The sequence below is a fragment of the Lysinibacillus sp. S1 genome (assembly GCF_044986265.1).
Classification (GTDB): Bacteria; Bacillota; Bacilli; order Bacillales_A; family Planococcaceae; genus Lysinibacillus; species Lysinibacillus capsici.
In genome coordinates this window covers 1,954,276-1,975,401 of the sequence record NZ_CP173154.1, presented here as the reverse complement: position 1 = coordinate 1,975,401, position 21,126 = coordinate 1,954,276, and the positions used below count along the sequence as shown (strand labels likewise).

Sequence of the window (21,126 nt, the reverse complement as noted above, 5' to 3'; positions counted from 1 at the left end):
TAGTGGATTTCGATACTAAAACATAGAAACATACCATTATTATAACGTAAACTTCCATAATAAGTGAAAAAATTTTAGGGCGATTTCTTTGCTAAGCATTGTCGAGTGATGTAAAATAAAGTTAGTCAAAAAAGGTCAAACTTTTTTAATGAATAAGAATGGGTATATAAATAATGAGAAATATGAAAAAAAGGAGTGCTAGCTATGCAATTTCAACAAACAGACAATAAAAAACCATTAGAACAATTTGGACGCAATTTAATTGAAGAAGTAAAAAACGGCAAGATGGATCCTGTTATCGGGCGTGATGAAGAAATTCGAAATGTAATTCGTATTCTAACACGTAAAACAAAAAATAATCCTGTATTAATCGGTGAACCAGGAGTTGGTAAAACGGCAATTGTGGAAGGTTTAGCACAGCGTATTGTTAAAGGTGATGTACCAGAAGGCTTGAAAGAATGTGTATTATATGAATTAGATATGAGTGCGTTAATCGCTGGTGCAAGTTATCGTGGACAATTTGAAGAACGCTTAAAAGGTGTGCTAAAAGAAGTAAAAGAATCAGAAGGACAAATCATTCTATTTATTGATGAAATTCATACGATCGTAGGTGCAGGAAAAACAGATGGCGCTATGGATGCAGGAAATATGCTAAAACCTATGCTAGCACGTGGTGAATTACACTGTATTGGTGCTACTACCTTAGACGAATATCGTATGTACATTGAAAAGGATCCTGCCTTAGAACGTCGATTCCAGCAAGTACTAGTACGTGAGCCATCTATAGAGGATACGGTATCCATTTTACGTGGTTTAAAGGAACGCTTTGAATTACATCACGCAGTACGTATTCATGACAGAGCAATTGTTGCGGCAGCAGAACTATCCAATCGCTATATTACAGAACGATTTTTACCTGATAAGGCCATTGATTTAATTGATGAGGCTTGTGCAATGATTCGTACAGAAATTGATTCAATGCCACAGGAATTAGACGCAGTCACACGTCGTATTATGCAGCTTGAAATTGAGGAACAGGCATTGCGTAAGGAAAAGGACGAGKCAAGTAAAAAACGTCTGGAGCAATTACGCGAAGAATTAACTAAGTTAAAAGAATCATCTAAGGGCATGCGACAACAATGGGAAGCAGAAAAAGAAAAACTACACGATATTCAGAAAAAACGTGAAACATTGGATAAATATCGTCGTGATCTAGATGAGGCAGAAAGTAAATATGATCTAAATAAAGCTGCTGAATTACGTCATGGTAAAATTCCAACACTTGAAAAAGACATTCAGGTACTTGAAAAGGAATTAGAGAACGGTGCAGAATCTCGTATTTTACGTGAAGAGGTAACAGCAGATGAAATCGCTGCAATTGTTTCACGTTGGACAGGAATCCCTGTAACAAAATTAGTAGAGGGTGAGCGTGAAAAACTATTACGTTTAAAGGATACATTACATGAACGTGTGGTTGGACAAGATACAGCAGTTCAATTAGTGACAGAAGCGGTATGGCGTGCACGTGCAGGTATCAAAGATCCACACCGACCTATTGGTAGCTTTTTATTTTTAGGTCCAACTGGTGTAGGTAAAACAGAACTTGCCAAGGCACTTGCTGCACAGTTATTTGATTCAGAAGATCACTTTATTCGGATTGATATGAGTGAATACATGGAGAAACATAGTGTGTCTCGACTTGTTGGGGCTCCTCCAGGCTATGTGGGCTATGAGGAAGGTGGACAGCTAACGGAAGCAGTTCGCCGAAATCCTTATTCTGTGGTGCTACTAGACGAGATTGAAAAAGCTCATCCTGATGTGGCGAACATTTTATTGCAAATTTTAGATGATGGGCGCATTACAGATAGTCAGGGACGAATGGTGAATTTTACAAATACAGTAGTCATTTTAACTTCGAATATTGGATCAAGTTATTTAATGGAGGCAAAGGAAAATGATGCGGCTGTGGAGGACTTAGTCATGTCAGCCCTACGACAACATTTTAAACCTGAGCTATTAAACAGAATGGATGATATCATCTTCTTCCATGCATTATCTACTAAACATTTTACTGCGATTGCCTGGAAGTATGTGGAGCAATTGATTAAACGTGTCGCAGAGCAAGAAATTACTTTATCTGTCGAGCAAGAAGTCATTGATTGGGTAGTAGAGCAAGGTGCAGATGCCCAATTTGGAGCAAGACCACTAAAACGCTTTGTACAGCGACATATCGAAACAGCCGTTGCTAAAGAACTATTACGCGGAGAAGTTTTACCAGGGGAGACGTTGCATGTGAAAATGCATGAGGGTCAATGTGTTGTGGAAAAATAACAGAAAAAACCTGTTCGGCATGAAGCTGAACAGGCTTTTTCTAGCTGAATTAATGATGGTCTGCAGCTTCTGGTGTAGGGTCGTTTGGAATGATTGCTCCAATAATAAAGATAAGGATGGAGAATACAACAGAAACGATTGCCCCAGTTTTGAAATCAAATGGTACACCAAGTACAGAGCTGACTACGTAGTTTAACATAGAAACTAGTAGGAATGACCATATGAACGTTACGATATATTGCATTAATTTCACCTCAACCGAACTTTTTTCATCATAAGGTTTTACTCATATTCATTATCATATCATAACATAAATCAAAAAAAAATGAACCATTTATGTGAAACATGGCGATTTTGTCACAACAAATATGCGATTTAGTATTTTATGTTTAGTAATGTAAAGTATTTAGGAACAGCTCTGAAATAGGGGAATGCGCTCCTAAGCGGGTGAAAAGTGCTCCAAAAGGGAAGAACACCGCTCATACATGATGCAAGGTGCTTTGAAAAATAATGAACAAGCTCAACAAAGTACGTTAGATAAAGCTCTAAACAGAATAACCTCATTCCATAAAATTCTTCACTTCTATATTCAAAGAACACTACCCTCAGCCGCATAAATTTTAAATCATCTTGCGTCATTCCTTTTATATGCGTTATAATTATGACCAGTTACTAATAATTGATAGTAAGAAAGCTGAGGGGTTGCTATATGAACGCTGGTATTATAGGAATAGGCAAATATGTTCCTGAGAAGGTCGTTACAAATTTTGATTTGGAAAAAATCATGGATACTTCTGATGAATGGATTCGTACTCGAACAGGCATTGAAGAACGTCATTTTGCGGCAGATGATCAGGAAACTTCAGATTTGGCAGTAGCTGCTGCAAAAGAAGCTATTGCAAATGCGGGTATTACGCCTGAGGAAATTGGTTTAATTCTTGTAGCAACTGTCACACAGGATCAAACTTTTCCAAGTGTAGCTTGTATGATTCAGGAACAAATCGGAGCAGTAAATGCTGCAGCAATGGATCAAGCAGCAGCATGTGCAGGATTTATATATAGTTTAGTGACAGCAAAGCACTTTGTTGAGGCAAATGCTTATAAATATGTCTTAGTAGTAGGTGTTGAAAAGCTGTCTAAAGTCGTTGATTGGGAAGATCGCAATACAGCTGTATTATTTGGCGATGGTGCCAGTGCAGCTATCATTGGGCAAGTCTCTGAAGGTAGAGGTATTCTATCCTTTGAACTTGGTGCAGATGGTACAGGCGGAAAGAATCTTTATTTAACGAAGCAAGATACAATTGCGATGAATGGTCGTGAAGTGTTTAAATTTGCTGTTCGACAAATGGGTGAATCGGCTGTTAATGTATTAGAGAAAGCGGGATTAACAAAAGAAGACGTTGATTTCCTAGTGCCACATCAGGCAAATATACGTATTATGGAATCTGCACGTGAGCGTTTAGAGCTACCACCAGAAAAAATGTCAAAAACGATTCATAAATACGGAAATACTTCAGCAGCATCTATTGGTATTTCCTTGGTAGATGAGCTCGAAGCAGGTAAGATTAAAGAGGATGATTTATTAGTCCTTGTAGGTTTTGGTGGCGGCTTAACATGGGGTGCCGTAGCCATGAGATGGGGAAAATAAGTAGGAAAAATGCTTGAGGGGAGTAAGACAATGAGTAAAAGACGAGTAGTAATTACAGGAATTGGCGCAGTTACACCACTAGGAAATAGCATCGAAGAAACATGGGCAAACATTAAAGCTGGTAAATCTGGCATTGGTGAGCTGACACGTTTAAATAAAGATCTTTTTGCCGCAAAAATCGCCGCAGAAGTAAAGGACTTTGATATTGAAAAATACATTGATCGTAAAGAAGCACGTAAAATGGATCGCTTCACACAATACGCATTAGCGGCTTCTATTATGGCAATGGAAGATGCACAGCTAACAATTGATGAAGAGCTAGCTCCACGTGCAGGTGTATGGATTGGTTCTGGTATCGGTGGGATGGAAACATATGAACAACAATTTTTAACATTCCAAGAGCGTGGCGCAAGACGTGTTAGTCCTTTCTTTATCCCAATGATGATTCCTGATATGGCATCGGGCCAAGTCTCTATTCACTTTGGTGCAAAGGGGATAAATTCTTGTTCTGTAACGGCATGTGCTTCAGGCACAAACTCTATTGGTGATGCCTTTAAAGTAATTGAGCGTGGAGATGCTGATGTTATGATTTCTGGTGGTGCTGAATCACCAATCGTAACAATGGCGGTTGCAGGTTTTTGTGCCAATACAGCACTATCATTAAATCAAGATCCACAAGCTGCATGTCGCCCATTCGATAAAAACCGAGATGGCTTTATTATCGGAGAAGGAGCGGGTATTGTCATTTTAGAAGAATATGAACATGCAAAAGCTCGTGGTGCCAAAATCTATGCTGAAGTTTTAGGTTATGGTGCAACTGGGGATGCGCATCACATTACGGCTCCAGCTCCAGAGGGTGAAGGTGCAGCACGTGCGATGACGCAAGCATTAACAGATGGTGGCGTAGAGCCATCACAAGTTGATTATATTAATGCCCATGGTACAAGTACGCCATATAACGATTTATTCGAAACACAAGCTGTGAAAACTGCTTTTGGTGATCATGCGTATAACCTTGCAATGAGCTCAACAAAATCTATGACGGGTCACTTATTAGGAGGAGCAGGTGGTGTGGAAGCTATTTTAACAGCATTAGCCCTTAAAGAAGGGATTTTACCACCTACAATCAATTTAAAAGATCCTGATCCTGAATGTGATTTAGATTATGTTCCAAACGAAGCAAGAGAAGCAAATATTCAATATGCAATGAGTAATTCTCTTGGTTTTGGTGGTCATAATGCAAGTCTCCTATTCAAAAAATATGAAGCATAATAGATAAACATAAAAAAACGTCAGCCAAATTTAAATGGCTGACGTCTTTTTTTATAGTTTTGTGAATAAATGATAAGTAAGAAGAAATAGAAAGGATGCCATTACTATGTTTCGTCTCTTTTTATTTTTAGTAAGTTATGGCTTAATGATCCTCTCTGTAGGGAAGCTCATATTGTATTTAAATTACCGCACACTAGGTTATTCATGGAAGGTTGTTTTCAAATTTATTTTTCAAACAACAGAATTTTATATGGCGGTAGGAGCCTGTATCATCATCTGCGCAGTTGTGCTTGATTTGGGCTTTGATCGATCCTCAGACAAGCCGTAAGTTTAGCGACGTGCGCGACCAAGACCCATAGCATCTTCCATACGTTTTAATGTAGCACTAGCAATCGCATTCGCCTTTTCAGCACCTTCATCTAGAATGACATCTAATTCTGATGATTCTACTAGATGATAGAATTTCTCTTGAATAGGTGTTAGGTGTTCAATTACTGCTGTTGCTACACCCTGCTTGAATCCACCATAACCAATTCCCTCATATTTTTTGACTAAATCTTCAACGGCTACCCCTGAAATAGCTGATTCGATTGTCAATAAATTTGAAACACCTGGTTTATTTTCCACATCAAATGCAACGATGCCGTCAGAGTCAGTTACAGCTGATTTAATTTTTTTCTCAATGTCTTTCGCAGTATCTAATAAGCGAATTGTCGCTTTCGTATTTGGATCTGATTTACTCATTTTCTTTGTTGGCTCTTGTAAGGATTTAATGCGTGCGCCAGCTTTAGGTAATTGAATTTCAGGAATTGTTAAAACATCGCCAAAGCGTTTGTTAAAGCGTTCTGCAAGGTCACGAGTTAGCTCAATATGCTGCTTCTGATCATCGCCGACAGGGACAATATTTGTATTATAAAGTAGAATGTCTGCAGCCATTAGCGGTGGATATGTTAAAAGAGCAGCAGATACGCTTTCCTTACCATGTGATTTATCTTTGAATTGTGTCATACGTTCTAGCTCACCGATAGACGCAACACATTGTAACATCCATCCTGCCTGAGCATGCGCTGGCACCTCTGATTGAATAAATAATGTCGATTTTTTAGGGTCAATGCCAGTAGCAATGTAGGTAGCAGCAAGCTTACGAATACTTTCTCGTAATTCTTTAGGATCTTGTGCAACAGTGATGGCATGTTGATCAACGATACAATAAATAGCGTTTCCTTCATCTTGTAGTGCCGGGAACTGCTTGAATGCTCCTAAATAGTTCCCTAATGTTACGATACCTGTAGGCTGTACGCCAGAAAAAATAGTTGTCATTAAAAAATTCCTCCTCGAATTCAATTGCTGTAACTTGTGTCACAGCGTTGTCTTCACCTTTCAACTTGGTGATGAAGACAAAAAAACATCATGCGTCCTCATTAGATTTTTCTAATGAAGGGACGAATGATGTTTGAATCCGCGGTACCACCCAGCTTGCCTAAAAAGGCCACTCAGCTTCGTAACGTGAAGGGACGAGCTTTGCTAATAGCTTCAAGTAGCGTTCACAAAGCTAACTCGGAAGTCCATTCCACATGCATCCACGATCTGTTTACAGCAACCACAGACTCTCTATACGTGAATTAGCATATGTACTACTCTTCGTCAGCGTTTTTCTCAATTTAAATTGTTCAAATTGATTTGATTGCAAAGAATTATATTATAAAGATTCCTTTGTGTAAAGTCAGACTTTTGACGGTGTTTTTTTTCTAGAAAAAATTATATGCTTTTTTTGTTATGTAATTTTGTTATAAATTTATAATTTTTTATTAAAAAATTGTTTGGATGTACACATGGGATTGACAATTTTCTCGATTATTTTTCTTAAATGAGAACAACTGAGATATCTGTTTAGATGTTTAAAATGCTTTAAAAATGGGAATGGTAGTAGTAGCACATAAGTTTGAAGAAAATACATCATATTTGAAAGCTGTATGAATAGACAGAATATTTATGGATAGGTTCAGATTTTTTTATTGGAACTATATTCAAATACAGCTGAGTACTGTATAATGGTACTGTGTATTTTACATTACATTAATTCTAATTTAACACATTGGTTCTGGTTTATAGATAATGATTTTTAAATGAAAGGATGTGTCAGAATGATCGTAACCCTATTTACATCACCAAGTTGTACCTCTTGTCGTAAAGCAAAAGCTTGGTTAGAGGAGCACGAAATTCCATATACAGAACGTAATATATTTTCTGAACCGCTTAGMATAAGTGAAATAAAAAAAATTTTACGAATGACAGAAGATGRAACTGATGAAATCATTTCCACTCGTTCTAAAATATTCCAAAAATTAAATGTGGATGTTGAAAGCTTACCATTACAACGTTTATATGAATTAATTCAGGAATATCCTGGCKTASTACGTAGACCAATCATTTTAGATGAAAAACGTCTGCAGGTTGGCTACAATGAAGATGAAATTCGTCGTTTCTTACCTCGAAAAGTTCGAGCATATCAATTACAAGAAGCGCAACGAATGGTGAATTAAACCTTTCTATTCTGAATAATATATGTAATAGATGTTACAGATGTGGAATACATGTTGTGACATCTTTTTTTTATGTTTTACTTCTGTAAAACCTTCTATATGAAGTATAATAATTAATAGGGAAAAGTCATATATTTCCGTAAAAGTATGTTAAACTTGATTTAAGTTAAATAGTTTACTACAATTTCAATAATTCAAATATCTTCTGTGAAACGGTGTATATCCTTTTCATTTTATGACAGAACAGCATACAATAGAGTTAGAGACAACTGTGAACACAAAAATTCATGTTTACGGTTACTCGATGGTTTTACTGTAGTGTGGTCAAAGGTTGAAAAACAAATGCAGTATGAAGGTTAAAAACAAAGAATAAAAGCATACTAATGAAACAAACTGTTTTTCGACATATGACAGTGAAGGGAGATGAGGTCTAGTGGACATCGAACGTGTAAATGAAAATACACTCAAGCTCTTTATTACGTACAATGATATAGAGGATCGCGGCTATAGTCGTGAAGAAATTTGGTACAATCGAGCAAAGGGTGAACAACTTTTTTGGGATATGATTGATGAAGTAAACACGGAGGATTATTTTGATGTAGAGGGTCCGATTTGGATTCATATCAATGCATCTGAAGTAGGCTTAGAAATCATTGTCACACGTGCACATATTTTAAAAGACGGTGAAACATTAGATGGTCATTCGAATTTTGATGAACACAAAGATATGTTTGCACCATTCGATGAAGTTGGAGAGGATCTTCTTAGCCAACTAACTCAATTTGGTGACATGGATGAGTCAGAATTATTTATGGATACAGACATTTATGTTTATAAATTTAAAGATATTGATGAGTTAATCCCTGTCGCAAAACGAATGACAGACGAATTAGTGGATTCCTCATTATTCAAATATGAAAATTGGTACTATCTAGTTGTTGATTTCGGAAACGCAGATGAGGATTTAAATCGTCATGATAGAAATGCAGTTATCAAGGAATTTTTAACACCATCCAATTTTACAATTCATCGTCTAGAGGAGTACGGTGAAAAGATTATGAAATTCAATTGCTTTGAAACAGTTCGAAAATACTTTGCATAGGCAATGAAATACTAATTATTTTAGACTGTAGTGAAACTCGTAAATGAATCGAGTTTCGCTACAGTCCTTTTTTATGTTTTCAGCATCAAAGAGCTTGAATAAGAGCGCATTTTTAAAATTTCAAGAAAAAGGTGCTTTATTTTTGTTAGTGAAAATCCATTCTATTATAGTTGGCTAAAAAGGAGCTGATACTATGCTGATTGCCTATAACAATCAACAGCAACTATTTCTCCCATATCAATATACGAGGAAAGCTTTACAGCGATATAGGCGGCAAATGAAATTTTATTGCCCTCAATGTTTAGAACAAGTTCAATTGAAAATAGGTAACTATAATATTCCCCACTTTGCTCACTTCACAAAAAATCAATGTTCACAGCTGTTCGCAGAAGGTGAATCTAAAATACATTTACAAGGTAAAGTGCAATTATATGAGTGGCTCCAAAAGCATGGACATCAGGTGAAACTAGAACCATATTTAAAGGAGGTTTCTCAGCGCCCAGATTTGCTTGTTACACTCGATAAGGAGCAGTTTGCAGTTGAATTTCAATGTAGTACTATCTCTCATGAAAAATGGCACCAACGAACAATGGGCTATGAAAGAAACGATATACAAGCAATTTGGCTTTTTCAAACTCCACAAGGCAAAGAAGCTGTCAACGGCATCAGAAAAATTAGAATCTCTCCACTCTTGCAAAAGGCGTTTATAACGACAACGGATTTACCATATTTATTGACGTACAACCCGGTGACAGCCCAGTTTGTTTATTGGACGAATCTTCTTCATGTTCATGGGCATACTTTCATAGGTAAAGTACAGAAAATTTCGGTCGATCTACAACATTTCCCTTTTTATAGACCTCAACGTATTACCCCAGAAGAATTTCAACGCTATTGGCAGCTCTATAAACAGACTTGTAGGCAATTTGCGCATAGTCGTCTTTTACATAGCAAGAAGGGGGCACAAGATCCATTTTTACGTAATTGCTATGAATTAAATCTTTCTCTTACTGCTCTGCCACCATACATTGGTATTCCAGTGAAAGAAGGAGCAGCTATCCCTTTGTTTACGAGCGAGTGGCAAATAATGCTGTTTTATTTTAGTAAACAATTAGGACGTCTTCCATTTGAATTAACAAAGGGGCAGATGGAAAACTTTTTATGTAAGCATCAACTGGAAGTAACCGAACAAGCACTCAGGGCTATTCAAAATTATGGGTATCTTCTTAAGCGTATGCATCATGAGGATGGTTTACTAGATAATTGTGAGCAAGTCTATGTACATTTATTTGCAATTGCCACAATATACTGAGAAAATATGAGAGTAAAAGGAAAAAAGCACATATAAAGGGGGCTGGCATATATGGCTAGTAACAGTAATCAGGTTTTGGTTCGAAAAGAAGTACCAGAAGAATTAACATGGCGCTTAGAAGACATCTTTGCAACAGATGCAGCTTGGGAAGAGGAATTGAAGGAGGTTGCAGAGCTTGCTAAACAAGCACCTAGCTATGCAGGTACTTTAAATAATGGGGCAGAGGCATTATTAGCAGCTTTACAGTATCATGATCATATATATGAACGTGCAATGAAGCTCTACACATATGCTCATATGCGCTATGATCAAGATACTACAAATAGCTTTTATCAAGATATGAACAGCCGTATTCAAACATTGGCAACGAGTATCTCAGCTGGCCTTTCCTATTTAACGCCAGAAATTCTGTCATTAAGTGAAGAAACGATTGAACGCTACTTAACAGAAAATCAAGACCTAGAACTATATAAGCAATCTTTAAAAGAAATTACAATGGCACGTCCACATGTATTACCAGCCGAACAGGAGGCATTGCTAGCGCAAATGTCTGAGGTGACAGGTACAGCTTCGAATACATTCAGCATGTTAAACAATGCCGATATGGTATTCCCTCATGTGAAAAATGAAGAGGGAGAAGAAGTACAACTTACGCATGGTAATTATATCAAGTTTTTAGAGAGCAAGGATCGCTCTGTACGTGAAGGCGCATTTAAGGCTATGTACGAAACATACGGCAAGTTTAAAAATACGTTCTCGGCTACGCTAACTGGTAATGTAAAGAAGCATAATGTAAGTGCTCGAATTCGTCATTATGAATCTGCACGCCACGCTGCCATGTCTAATAACTTCATTCCTGAAAATGTCTATGATCAGCTGGTGGAAACAATTCATAAGCATTTACCAGCTATGCAACGTTATATTTCGTTGCGTAAGAAATTATTGGGTGTAGACGAATTGCATATGTGGGATTTATTTGCGCCACTAGTTAAAGAGGTGGAAATGAAGGTCTCTTATGATGAAGCGAAAGATATTTTAGTAAAGGCTTTAGCTCCATTAGGGGAGGAATATCAAAGCATCGTTCAAAATGGACTGGATAACCGCTGGGTCGATGTTTTAGAGAATAAAGGGAAGCGTAGTGGAGCCTATTCTTCAGGCGCCTATGGTACGAATCCGTATATTTTAATGAATTGGCAGGATAATGTGAACAATCTATTTACATTAGCACATGAATTTGGCCATAGTGTTCATAGTTATTATTCACGTAACAACCAGCCTTTTGTTTATGGAGACTACTCTATTTTTGTGGCAGAGGTCGCTTCTACTTGCAATGAAGAGTTATTAAATGACTATTTACTGAAAACAATTGATGATCCACAACAAAAAATATACTTATTAAACCATTGGCTAGATGGCTTCAGAAGTACGGTATTCAGACAAACAATGTTTGCAGAGTTCGAACACCTTATTCATCTGATGGATAAGAACGGTGAATCCTTGACAGCAGATCGTTTAACAGAAGTTTACTATGAATTAAACAAAAAGTACTTCGGTGATGATATGGTGGTTGATGAGGAAATAGGCTTAGAATGGGCTCGTATTCCACACTTCTACTATAATTACTATGTTTATCAGTATGCGACTGGTAAATCAGCCGCTACAGCATTGAGTAAACAAATTTTAGAGGAGGGTGCACCAGCTGTAGAACGTTATATTAATAACTTCTTAAAAGCGGGATGCTCTGATTTCCCTATTGAGGTATTAAAGGCAGCAGGCGTTGATATGAACGTAGCTAAGCCAATTGAAGATGCATGTAAAGTATTTGAAGAACGTTTAAATGAATTAGAAAAATTATTGTTAAATAACTAATTAATTGGGCTATAGGAGTGTTCCTATAGCCCAATTATTTTTATTAACAGCATAAATTAAAAGGAAAGAATAATGTTTTTTTTTGATTTCTAAATAGTTTAAAAGTGTGCATCTTGGAAAAATACTGTTTGTAATCGCTTTCTATTTGACAAATTTGTGAATCTAGTATTGGTTTCATTGCTAAATATATTATTCCATGATAGAGTAATTCTTGTGAAATAAATCACAAAACAAACATACACCCCTTTGTTTGAACGTGAACATTTCTCCCATCCCCTTTGTGAAAAAGAAGCGTCTCTATCGGTCGAGGATAGAGGCGCTTCTTTGTATTTTGCGTTATCTTGAAAAAGGGACTCCATCATGATGATTGAAGTCCCTTTTGTTTATTTTATTATTTAAGACGCCATAACGTAGCGTGAGTAGTCTGGATTCGTTCGATCTTTTGTTGCAGCATGCGTTTCTTTAGTTCACGCTCTGCTGCTTGCTCTGTTAATGAATAGATAAAAGCTATTTCATTTGTAGAAWGAGTATGGAATTTAGAAAATAAGTCCTCTATTGATGGTAAAGGCTGACGGACAAGCTGTTCGTTCAGCATTTCTTGTAAAATATGTTCATAAACTTCATAGGAATAGCTACCACTAACTTTTAGTCCCTCATCTTCAATACATTCATTGAAAAATACGATACTTGGTACTTCATCTACTTCCATTTCGCGTTTAATATATAAATCGCATTGGAAAGCACGTGCTGCCTCTTTTGAACCAAAGTCAACAGTAAACTCATTCATATCGAGTTGAACATCCTCAGCTATTTTTAAAAGCGTTGCATAGGAGTTTACATCTTGATGACTTAATAATACGTATTCTTGTAGTTTCGACAAATAACGCGCACCTGCACGTTTCCCCTGTAATTCAGCTGCTTTAATAGCGATAGAAGGTAAAACAGGGTGATTAATATCAAGTTCGATTCCTGAAATACAGCCTTTGACACGTTTACTTAAGCAATTTAAAGAAGTAAGTTCTGTACTTAAAACAAAGCGCCATGTGAAGTAATGGTTGTATTCAAGCTGTAATTTACGAAGAGTTGCTTGCATACTGAAAGCTTCAGGGCAAAGTGGATCTACGAAAATATACAATTCAATTGGCTTGTTTGCAGTAGAAATCGTTGGCGTTGTCTCTTGCAACATTTGAATATTATTCACGTAACAAYWCCCCCTCATCGTCATTTGGCGTATTAACCATGTGATGAGCTGTTAATACTAAACGTTGATAATAAGTTTCACGGAACTTCCCTTCCAAACCTACCTCATCCATTGCTTCTGACATACACTCTAGCCAAGCTTGAGCGCGGTCAGGTGTAATAGGAAAATTCATGTGACGCGCACGCATCATCGGATGACCATGCTCCTCAGTAAAAAGATTTGGCCCTCCTAAATACTGTGTTTGGAATTGAATTTGTTTACGGGCTGTTTCTGTTAAATCCTTTGGAAAGATTGGAATAAGATCAGGATGCTGAGCAACTCTTTTATAGAACGCATGAATGAGTTCTGACAGTTTTTCAGCTCCCAGCTCCTCATAAGGAACAGTGTATTTTCGACTCATAAGTTATATGCTCCTTTAATTCTTTATATCGTAAAGTACCATATTGTATACTTCATCCTCATCAAATTGTGAAATTCTTGTGACTACCTTCATTCTATCAACGTCTTTTCGTTAACACAAACAAAGAGCTCTTTCGAATTGCTGTTCGCTACAAAAGCACAAATTTCACCACTATGGGTGAAATTTGTTGGAAATGACATAGATAACAGGAAAGATGCGATTACACTGTAAAGTAATTCATCACTTTTTTGACATAATTCTGTGTTTCTTTGAAAGGAGGGATTCCTCCATATTTCGTAACACGAGATGCGCCAGCATTATAAGCTGCTAATGCTAGTGAAGGGTCATTATTAAACTTATCTAGCATTTGACGCAAATATTTTGCACCAGCCATAATATTCTGCTCTGGATCAAAAGCGTTAGTCACACCCAAATATTGTGCTGTTTTGGGCATGAGTTGCATTAAACCTTGCGCACCCGCATGGCTTACTACAGTTGGATTAAAATTAGATTCTTGTTTAATAACCGCTGCAATAAGCTTCGCGGGTATCTGATAAGTAGCGGCTGCTTTTTCAATAATGGCAGTATACTCATTTGATCCTGCTAGTGAATTAGCATATGCTGTAGAGCCTATTACATCGTCTGAAACATAGGAATCAAGTTTGTTATTAGCATATGTGTTTGCTAAAGCTTGTTTGACTGATTCAGGTATAAACACAGCATTAGACCCTTTGTAAAGTAATGATTCTAATGAACTTTGCTCCAAAGTAGCTATTTCTTTGACGAAATTTGAATTATTTGCTGTTCCTGTAGCAAGCAAGCTTGATAATTTAGCATTACTTGCTGTCGAAGTTTCTCCTAATAATTCGTTAATCATATCAGAAAAAATAGACTCATTGTCTGTGGGTGAACTTTCGCTTGATCCAAGTGTTTGCAAAGCCCGAATTTCTAGTAAAGATTTGAATGATTGAATATCCAAGGAGTCAGACACCTTCCTTTTTTCTACTTTTATAAATTTTGTGCTTTTAGTGCCTTCATAAAACGAGCAATTTTTTTATCAGTTGGTTGCTTATCAATACCATATTGTTGTAAAAATTCGTCGAAAATTATATTTCCTTTTATTGCATCTTTTGCTTCATATTCTACCTCATAATCGTCACGCTGCAAATAGAAAGAATGATCAAAAACGAGAAGTCCCTCTTTGTAGGGAATTTCGACACGATCTGTAGTGAGAGAACCAAATACATGCAATTGTTCTAAAGGAATGTGATAAAGAGCTAATCTTTTAGCTACCTGTTGAGCATAAAATCCTTTGCCATCTAACATTTGTTGCGCCTCTATTGCTGTTATTTCATCCGTCGTTTCAAGGTGTGCGTGCTCGGCGTTTTTTTCTTTGAGTGTACATTCGTAATAATCACCAATTTGTCTAATACGAAGACCACTTTGTAGGTTGCGAATTGCTTGATCAGGTGTGTCAAAATAATGATTTGTTTGACGATGAATAGCATTTTGGCTAATGTGGAACTCTTGTAATAATTGCTCGTATTGTTGTTTTGTTAATAGATTTTTAAATTCAATTTCAATTTCTTGTGTCATTTATAGTCACCTATTTATTTTTTATTTTTCATCCGTTGTTTCGCTCGAATTAATATTTACACACTGCAACTATTTACCCTGTGTGCTAAAATAAGAGGAAGAGTACAACGAAAAGGGGAACCGCATGTGCGTAAAATTTATACAATAGATACATCGAATTTTGAACAAGATCAACTTCATTTTAGTTTAAACGACAATGAAGTAAATTTACAGTTAAAACCTGCTGGACAACTCATTGCAGATTCAGATGATTTTGCATTCATTTATTTACTTGATGCAGGTGAAGACTATCATTACTTGCGTTTTCCACCGAGTAGTTGGGAGAATCTTGTACATATTTTACAAAAAGGGAAAAATCCATTGCTACGAATAGGTGAAGAAGTGATTGAGCTGACAAATTTCTACGAGGAATTGGAAATGCTCGTGTATAATATTGAAGGAAATTACAATTATGGGGCAGAATTTGTCCAGGCAGTGGAACAACACTTCAAGGCTATTCTTGCTGAATAGAAAGACAAAACGAACAGACGGTGGTGTTCGATACCGATTGTCGGGAGGTTTTTACAATGGGACAATGGGAAATTTTTTTAAGTCCTTATAAACAAGCAGTAGACGAATTAAAAGTAAAATTAAAGGGCATGCGTTCGCAATTTGGTATTGTTAATGCCAATTCGCCAATTGAATTTGTTACAGGACGTGTCAAGCCTTTAGCAAGTATATATGACAAAACGTTAGAAAAAGGACTAGCTTTTGAGCCTTCTAAACAACTTGGTGATGAACTTGGTGATATTGCTGGCCTTCGGATTATGTGTCAATTTGTTGATGATATTTCAACGGTAACTGAGCTAATTCGTCAGCGAAAAGATATGCGTGTAGTGGAAGAACGCGATTATATTACACATAATAAGCCTAGTGGTTATCGCTCCTACCATATGATAGTGGAGTATCCTGTTGAAACAATTCAAGGAAAAAAAGTAGTATTAGCGGAAATACAAATCCGTACACTAGCCATGAATTTCTGGGCTTCAATAGAGCATTCTTTAAATTATAAATATAAAGGCATGTTCCCAGAAGAGATTAAGAATCGCTTGCAAAGTGCTGCCGAGGCAGCATTTCGGTTGGATGAGGAAATGTCATCCATTCGTAGTGAAATTCAAGAGGCACAGGCCTACTTTAGCGAATATAAAGAAGCATCGAATCCTAATTTACTAACGGAGAAGGAGCGTGACGCACAATGAAATTTTCGATTCAATCACGTAGAGATGCACAATCCAACGAGCTGATGGAACTTGCTAAAACCTATTTACAGGATTTTGGCTTGACCTATGATGAAGAGACGCCAGAAATTGTTGTTTCGATTGGAGGAGATGGCACACTATTGCATGCCTTTCATCGATACTCCCATTTATTAGATCAGGTAGCCTTCGTTGGTATCCATACAGGGCATTTAGGATTTTATGCGGATTGGAAACCATCTGAATTAGAAAAATTAGTTTTGTCCATTGCTAAGAAGGATTTTAATGTTGTGGAATATCCACTGCTGGAAGTAAGGGTAGAGCATCATAATGCCGAATCAAATACGTATCTTGCTTTAAACGAAGCAACCGTCAAATCGCCAGATGTTACACTTGTGATGGATGTAGAGTTAAATGGGAATCAATTTGAGCGTTTCCGTGGTGATGGTCTTTGTGTATCCACTCCCTCGGGTAGTACGGCTTATAATAAAGCTCTAGGTGGAGCCATCATACATCCTACACTAGCGGCACTCCAAGTCACTGAAATTGCCTCAATTAATAACCGCGTTTTCAGGACAGTAGGATCGCCATTAATCTTACCAGCACACCATCATTGTGTATTGCGTCCTGTAAATGAACAAAATTTTAATATGACTGTTGATCACTTGCAAATTACTCAAGGTGATGTCAAAGCCATAGCGTTTAATGTAGCAAATGAAAGAGTACGTTTTGCCCGTTTCCGACCATTCCCATTTTGGGAGCGAGTGCATGAATCATTTGTTGCAAATGAATAACGTGGATACAAGATTTACATTACAATTTGAGGCAAAGAAAAATGGCCAATTATTACGAGAGGCTCTTCAAGAGTGGCGTATTTCTAAGCGAGCTCTAACAGCTATTAAGTTTGATGGTGGCATGTTGACTGTGAATGATGTCGAACGTAATGTGAGACATATCCTGCAAGTTGGAGATTGTGTGAAAGTAACGTTTCCTCCTGAAGAAAAAAGTGAAGGGCTTGCTATCGAGCATGGAGATTTGTCCATTGTATACGAAGATGATGCCATCTTAGTGCTCAACAAACCAGCTCATCAAAGTACGATACCCTCACGAGAGCATCCAACAAACAGCATTGCAAATTTAGTTTGTGGCTATTTTCAGCAACAAGGATTGGCCTCTACGGCTCATATTGTTACAAGGCTAGACCGAGATACATCAGGTTTACTATGCATAGCTAAGCATGCTCATATTCATCATTTAACAGGGCTTGCTCAGCGTAAGAGAGAGATTTCAAGACAATATGAAGCCATTGTACATGGGCATGTCGAACAAAACTTTCAATCGATTATAGCTCCGATTGGTCGTAAAGAAGCTAGTATTATTGAAAGAGAAGTACGAKAAGATGGACAATATGCACATACGGATGTAAAGGTTCTGAAGCGTTTTTCACTGGGTGCTGAACCAATGACACATGTACGACTTCAATTGCATACAGGGCGTACACATCAAATTCGCGTGCACATGTCACATCTTGGACACCCACTTGTGGGGGATGACCTTTATGGTGGTAGTCGTCTTCAGATTGATCGACAAGCATTACATTGTGTATCTTTAAGTATGGAGCATCCTTTAACAAGTGTGCCATTACACTTTACAAGTATGCTAAATGAAGACATGCAAAGATTACTGAAGGAATCTTCAGCATAAATTTTTGATAAAAGGAGGTGTTCGCGCAAACGAGCATCTCCTTATCATTTTTTGAATTAGGTTAAACTGCGTATTTCTTCACGAGGGAGATTCTTAATATCACAGGTTGTATGGTAGGTGAAAATTGGATGTATTGTTTATCTGCGCGTCAACAACAACTATCTTGGAGTTTAGAGAAGTAGATTATTTTACACCTTATTCATAACAAAGTGACAAAGGTAAGGTATAGTAAAATAGAATCGTCATGATTTTAGGCGTAATATTGAATTTTATAAAAATCTGCCCAATTGCTCATAAATATAACTTAAAAAAGAGTTTGCAGAAAAGGTACATTACACTCTATTATATAGAAGGTAGATTTACGGCAGCATTGCCCGTAAAATGATTGAAAGCTCGGAAGGAGGGGACAAGCATGATAGAGGAAAGAAATGAAAAGGATGATGTGCAATTTGATGAGGCACATCTACGAGAAATGCTGGAAGCACATAATATTGACGCATTCCGTGATGAGTTTTTAGAACTTCATCCATATGATCAGGCAACGTTTTATGAAAAGGTGGAACCTGATATAAGGAAAATCATCTATTCGTTCTTGTCTCCGACAGAAATGGCTGATATTTTTGAGGCAATCGATATTGAAGATGATGAGTATAAAGCATATCTTGCTGAAATGGATCCATCATACGGTGCAGAAATGCTATCTCATATGTATGCGGATGATGCGGCAGATGTCTTAAATGAACTGGATACAGCACAGCGCGAAAGCTATTTAGAAATGATGGATGAAGAAGCGGCAGAAGATATTAATGAGCTACTAAGCTACGATGAATATACTGCTGGCTCTATCATGACCACTGAATATGTCGCTATACCAGAAAATTCAACAGTTCGTTCAGCTATGGCTATTTTGCGTAAAGAGGCACCAGATGCAGAGACCGTTTATTATATTTTTGTTGTGGATGAAGAACATCGTCTAACGGGTGTTATATCGTTACGTGACTTAATCATTGCTGACGAGGATACACTTATTCGGTCAATTATGAATGAACGTGTCGTAATGGTACATGTAGGCGATGACCAAGAAGAAGTCGCGCAAATTATGAAGGATTATAATTTTTTAGCGACACCTGTTATTGATGATAAAGGAGAATTACTTGGTATTATCACGGTTGACGATATTATTGATGTTATTGATGAAGAGGCTTCTGAGGATTACTCTAAATTAGCTGGTATTTCGGATATGGATAAATTTGATGTAACACCATTCCAAGCAGCTAAAAAACGTTTGCCATGGCTAGTAGTTCTACTGTTTCTAGGTATGTTAACAGCTAACCTAATGGGGCAATTTGAGGATACTTTAGATAAGGTTGCCTTACTAGCGGTCTTTATTCCATTAATTTCAGGAACTTCAGGTAATAGCGGAACACAGGCATTGGCCGTGGCCATTCGAGGGATTGCAACAGGTGATGTAGAAGAACATAGTAAATTGAAGTTACTATTACGTGAAGCAGGTACTGGCTTAATGTCAGGCATTGTTTGTGGATTAATTGTTATTGGGATCGTTTATTTTTGGAAACATGAACTTGTCCTAGGTATGTTAGTAGGGGCAGCGCTTTGTGGTTCTATTTTAGTGGCAACATTAGCTGGTTCATTTATTCCATTGTTAATGCATCGACTAAAAATTGACCCTGCCGTTGCATCAGGACCCTTTATTACTACATTAAATGATATTACAAGTATTTTAATTTATTTGGGCTTAGCGACAGTTTTCTTAAGCCAAATAGGCTAAGAACCAATTTGCTTACTTTCGCATATTGTATGGAAAAAAGGGAAGTGAGTAAAGTGGATCAAGAACCACGCTTGTTTATAAAATCACCATCATATTTTTTAAATATTTCTAAGGTGTTACATGAACTTGATTTGGATGAGAGTACATCTGTCTATGTAAAGGACACTATGTTCGATGAGCAAATAGTTGAAGAAAAAAATGAGGCAGTGGATGAAGTACAAATAGATCCTTATTTACTGAAACAGCTCCAGTTTTTAGAAAAACCATTTCGTCAGAGAGCCTATCAGCCATTATTAGTTTGTTTAAAGGATGGTAGAAAATTAACTGGGACAGCTTCAGATGTACAGAATGATTCTTTAATGCTCACATCATTAGAATTAAAAATACAGGAAATTATTCATTTTGAAGATATACAGCAAATACTTTGGCGAGGAAGAAAATTGCCAACTTTATAAAAAAAGTGTACAGCAGAGGATGCTGTACACTTTTTTTATGTGTGTGTGTCAAAGGTGAAAGAATTAGTCACAAATCCCTAAGTCAACATCAGCGATACATTGTACAGCGCAGAAGCAAGATAAATCCACAGTAATACAGCTATCTGTTGAGCTCCAGTCATCTACTTTACAGATTTTCTTCATGTTGATACAACAACCATCTTTGCTTAGTAAGTCTACTGTACTTTCACTAGAGTCAAATGTACATAGTGGCTCTAAAACACGTGAAGTAGCACAGCATTCATCAAACATATCTTCTACGCGGAAGAATACGGATGTACAAATACAAGGATCTGCTGTTGGAGAGTTAAAGAATACTTTGAAAGGAGTACCATCTGTTGTAAATAACATGAAAACACGTGTATCTGCTTGTGAGCGTGCAGGACTAACAATCCCGCCTAGTGGCTCTAAGAAACAGTTTGCTGTACATGGAGAACACTCATCTCGCACCGCTTGATTTTGAATATCTAAAATAGCGCGAACTACGTCACAAACGCAGCCTGCTGAATGGATTGGTCCAATAGGATTTGTTGGCTTACCACAACCCATATTGTCACCCCCTTTCCTTGTTACTACTTCTACAATATGTACTTTTGAAAACTGGACTCGGGCTTTTGTGTATTTCTTTGA

The 21,126-nt window shown here is 37.2% G+C and carries 21 protein-coding genes and 1 other annotated feature; of the genes, 14 read left to right on the top strand and 7 right to left on the bottom strand.

Going from position 1 to position 21,126, the window contains the following annotated elements; translation table 11 throughout:
• The first annotated feature begins 204 nt into the window (after positions 1–204).
• Positions 205–2,331 (top strand): ATP-dependent Clp protease ATP-binding subunit, encoded by a 2,127-nt coding sequence (locus tag ACHZEU_RS10120; protein WP_404804462.1) that lies wholly within the window; start codon positions 205–207, stop codon positions 2,329–2,331.
• Positions 2,332–2,380: 49 nt separating this feature from the next.
• On the opposite strand, the gene ACHZEU_RS10115 is transcribed toward ACHZEU_RS10120, so the two are convergent.
• Positions 2,381–2,575, bottom strand: a complete 195-nt coding sequence (locus ACHZEU_RS10115; protein ID WP_004227469.1) for a YjzD family protein — start codon at positions 2,573–2,575, stop codon at positions 2,381–2,383.
• Positions 2,576–3,040: 465 nt separating this feature from the next.
• Here ACHZEU_RS10115 and ACHZEU_RS10110 point away from each other — a divergent pair, with 465 nt between their 5' ends.
• From ACHZEU_RS10110 to ACHZEU_RS10100, 3 genes are all read left to right on the top strand, one after another.
• Positions 3,041–3,979, top strand: coding sequence for a beta-ketoacyl-ACP synthase III (locus ACHZEU_RS10110; protein ID WP_048392032.1), 939 nt, complete (start codon positions 3,041–3,043; stop codon positions 3,977–3,979).
• 30 nt (positions 3,980–4,009) lie between these two features.
• A complete protein-coding gene (fabF, locus tag ACHZEU_RS10105) occupies positions 4,010–5,251 on the top strand; it encodes a beta-ketoacyl-ACP synthase II (protein WP_404804461.1) in 1,242 nt (413 codons plus the stop codon).
• A gap of 106 nt (positions 5,252–5,357) precedes the next feature.
• Positions 5,358–5,579 carry a hypothetical protein gene (locus ACHZEU_RS10100; protein WP_404804460.1) on the top strand — a complete coding sequence of 74 codons (222 nt, stop codon included), beginning with the start codon at positions 5,358–5,360 and terminating at the stop codon, positions 5,577–5,579.
• A gap of 2 nt (positions 5,580–5,581) precedes the next feature.
• Here the strand turns inward: ACHZEU_RS10100 and trpS are convergent, their stop codons facing one another.
• The gene (gene trpS, locus ACHZEU_RS10095; RefSeq protein WP_048392030.1) at positions 5,582–6,571 is read right to left on the bottom strand and encodes a tryptophan--tRNA ligase; all 990 of its coding nucleotides are present in this window, start codon (positions 6,569–6,571) and stop codon (positions 5,582–5,584) included.
• A 115-nt stretch (positions 6,572–6,686) separates the two neighbouring features.
• Positions 6,687–6,908: a binding site (T-box leader), on the bottom strand.
• A 490-nt stretch (positions 6,909–7,398) separates the two neighbouring features.
• On the opposite strand from trpS, the gene spxA reads away from it, so the two are divergent.
• From spxA to pepF, 4 genes are all read left to right on the top strand, one after another.
• A complete protein-coding gene (gene spxA / locus ACHZEU_RS10090; protein WP_404804591.1) occupies positions 7,399–7,794 on the top strand; it encodes a transcriptional regulator SpxA in 396 nt (131 codons plus the stop codon).
• 433 nt (positions 7,795–8,227) lie between these two features.
• On the top strand, positions 8,228–8,896 hold the full coding sequence (gene mecA, locus ACHZEU_RS10085; protein ID WP_404804459.1) for an adaptor protein MecA: 669 nt from the start codon (positions 8,228–8,230) through the stop codon (positions 8,894–8,896).
• A gap of 193 nt (positions 8,897–9,089) precedes the next feature.
• Complete coding sequence (locus ACHZEU_RS10080; RefSeq protein ID WP_103117493.1) at positions 9,090–10,208, top strand: competence protein CoiA; 1,119 nt, start codon at positions 9,090–9,092, stop codon at positions 10,206–10,208.
• A 51-nt stretch (positions 10,209–10,259) separates the two neighbouring features.
• A complete protein-coding gene (gene pepF / locus ACHZEU_RS10075; protein ID WP_404804458.1) occupies positions 10,260–12,077 on the top strand; it encodes an oligoendopeptidase F in 1,818 nt (605 codons plus the stop codon).
• Between the two features lie 391 nt (positions 12,078–12,468).
• Here the strand turns inward: pepF and ACHZEU_RS10070 are convergent, their stop codons facing one another.
• From ACHZEU_RS10070 to ACHZEU_RS10055, 4 genes are all read right to left on the bottom strand, one after another.
• The gene (locus ACHZEU_RS10070) at positions 12,469–13,278 is read right to left on the bottom strand and encodes a DsbA family protein (protein ID WP_404804457.1); all 810 of its coding nucleotides are present in this window, start codon (positions 13,276–13,278) and stop codon (positions 12,469–12,471) included.
• Positions 13,271–13,678 (bottom strand): globin, encoded by a 408-nt coding sequence (locus ACHZEU_RS10065; RefSeq protein ID WP_404804456.1) that lies wholly within the window; start codon positions 13,676–13,678, stop codon positions 13,271–13,273. Before ACHZEU_RS10065 ends, ACHZEU_RS10070 begins: the two co-directional genes overlap by 8 nt.
• 220 nt (positions 13,679–13,898) lie before the next feature.
• Positions 13,899–14,657 (bottom strand): lytic transglycosylase domain-containing protein, encoded by a 759-nt coding sequence (locus ACHZEU_RS10060; protein ID WP_404804455.1) that lies wholly within the window; start codon positions 14,655–14,657, stop codon positions 13,899–13,901.
• A gap of 29 nt (positions 14,658–14,686) precedes the next feature.
• Positions 14,687–15,274 carry a CYTH domain-containing protein gene (locus tag ACHZEU_RS10055; protein WP_404804454.1) on the bottom strand — a complete coding sequence of 196 codons (588 nt, stop codon included), beginning with the start codon at positions 15,272–15,274 and terminating at the stop codon, positions 14,687–14,689.
• Positions 15,275–15,400: 126 nt separating this feature from the next.
• Between ACHZEU_RS10055 and ACHZEU_RS10050 the strand changes: the two genes are divergently transcribed.
• The 6 genes from ACHZEU_RS10050 (at position 15,401) to ACHZEU_RS10025 (ending at position 20,457) form a co-directional block, all read left to right on the top strand.
• Positions 15,401–15,784 (top strand): hypothetical protein, encoded by a 384-nt coding sequence (locus ACHZEU_RS10050; RefSeq protein WP_004227440.1) that lies wholly within the window; start codon positions 15,401–15,403, stop codon positions 15,782–15,784.
• 56 nt (positions 15,785–15,840) lie between these two features.
• Entirely contained in the window at positions 15,841–16,512 is a 672-nt protein-coding gene (locus ACHZEU_RS10045) for a GTP pyrophosphokinase family protein (protein WP_004227437.1), read from the top strand.
• On the top strand, positions 16,509–17,303 hold the full coding sequence (locus ACHZEU_RS10040; protein WP_004227435.1) for an NAD kinase: 795 nt from the start codon (positions 16,509–16,511) through the stop codon (positions 17,301–17,303). Before ACHZEU_RS10045 ends, ACHZEU_RS10040 begins: the two co-directional genes overlap by 4 nt.
• On the top strand, positions 17,278–18,213 hold the full coding sequence (locus ACHZEU_RS10035) for an RluA family pseudouridine synthase (RefSeq protein ID WP_404804453.1): 936 nt from the start codon (positions 17,278–17,280) through the stop codon (positions 18,211–18,213). Before ACHZEU_RS10040 ends, ACHZEU_RS10035 begins: the two co-directional genes overlap by 26 nt.
• 412 nt (positions 18,214–18,625) lie before the next feature.
• On the top strand, positions 18,626–20,002 hold the full coding sequence (mgtE, locus tag ACHZEU_RS10030) for a magnesium transporter (RefSeq protein WP_048392024.1): 1,377 nt from the start codon (positions 18,626–18,628) through the stop codon (positions 20,000–20,002).
• Between the two features lie 53 nt (positions 20,003–20,055).
• On the top strand, positions 20,056–20,457 hold the full coding sequence (locus ACHZEU_RS10025; protein WP_257961533.1) for a hypothetical protein: 402 nt from the start codon (positions 20,056–20,058) through the stop codon (positions 20,455–20,457).
• A gap of 63 nt (positions 20,458–20,520) precedes the next feature.
• Here the strand turns inward: ACHZEU_RS10025 and ACHZEU_RS10020 are convergent, their stop codons facing one another.
• Positions 20,521–21,045 (bottom strand): CotY/CotZ family spore coat protein, encoded by a 525-nt coding sequence (locus ACHZEU_RS10020; RefSeq protein WP_404804452.1) that lies wholly within the window; start codon positions 21,043–21,045, stop codon positions 20,521–20,523.
• Positions 21,046–21,126: the final 81 nt, after the last annotated feature.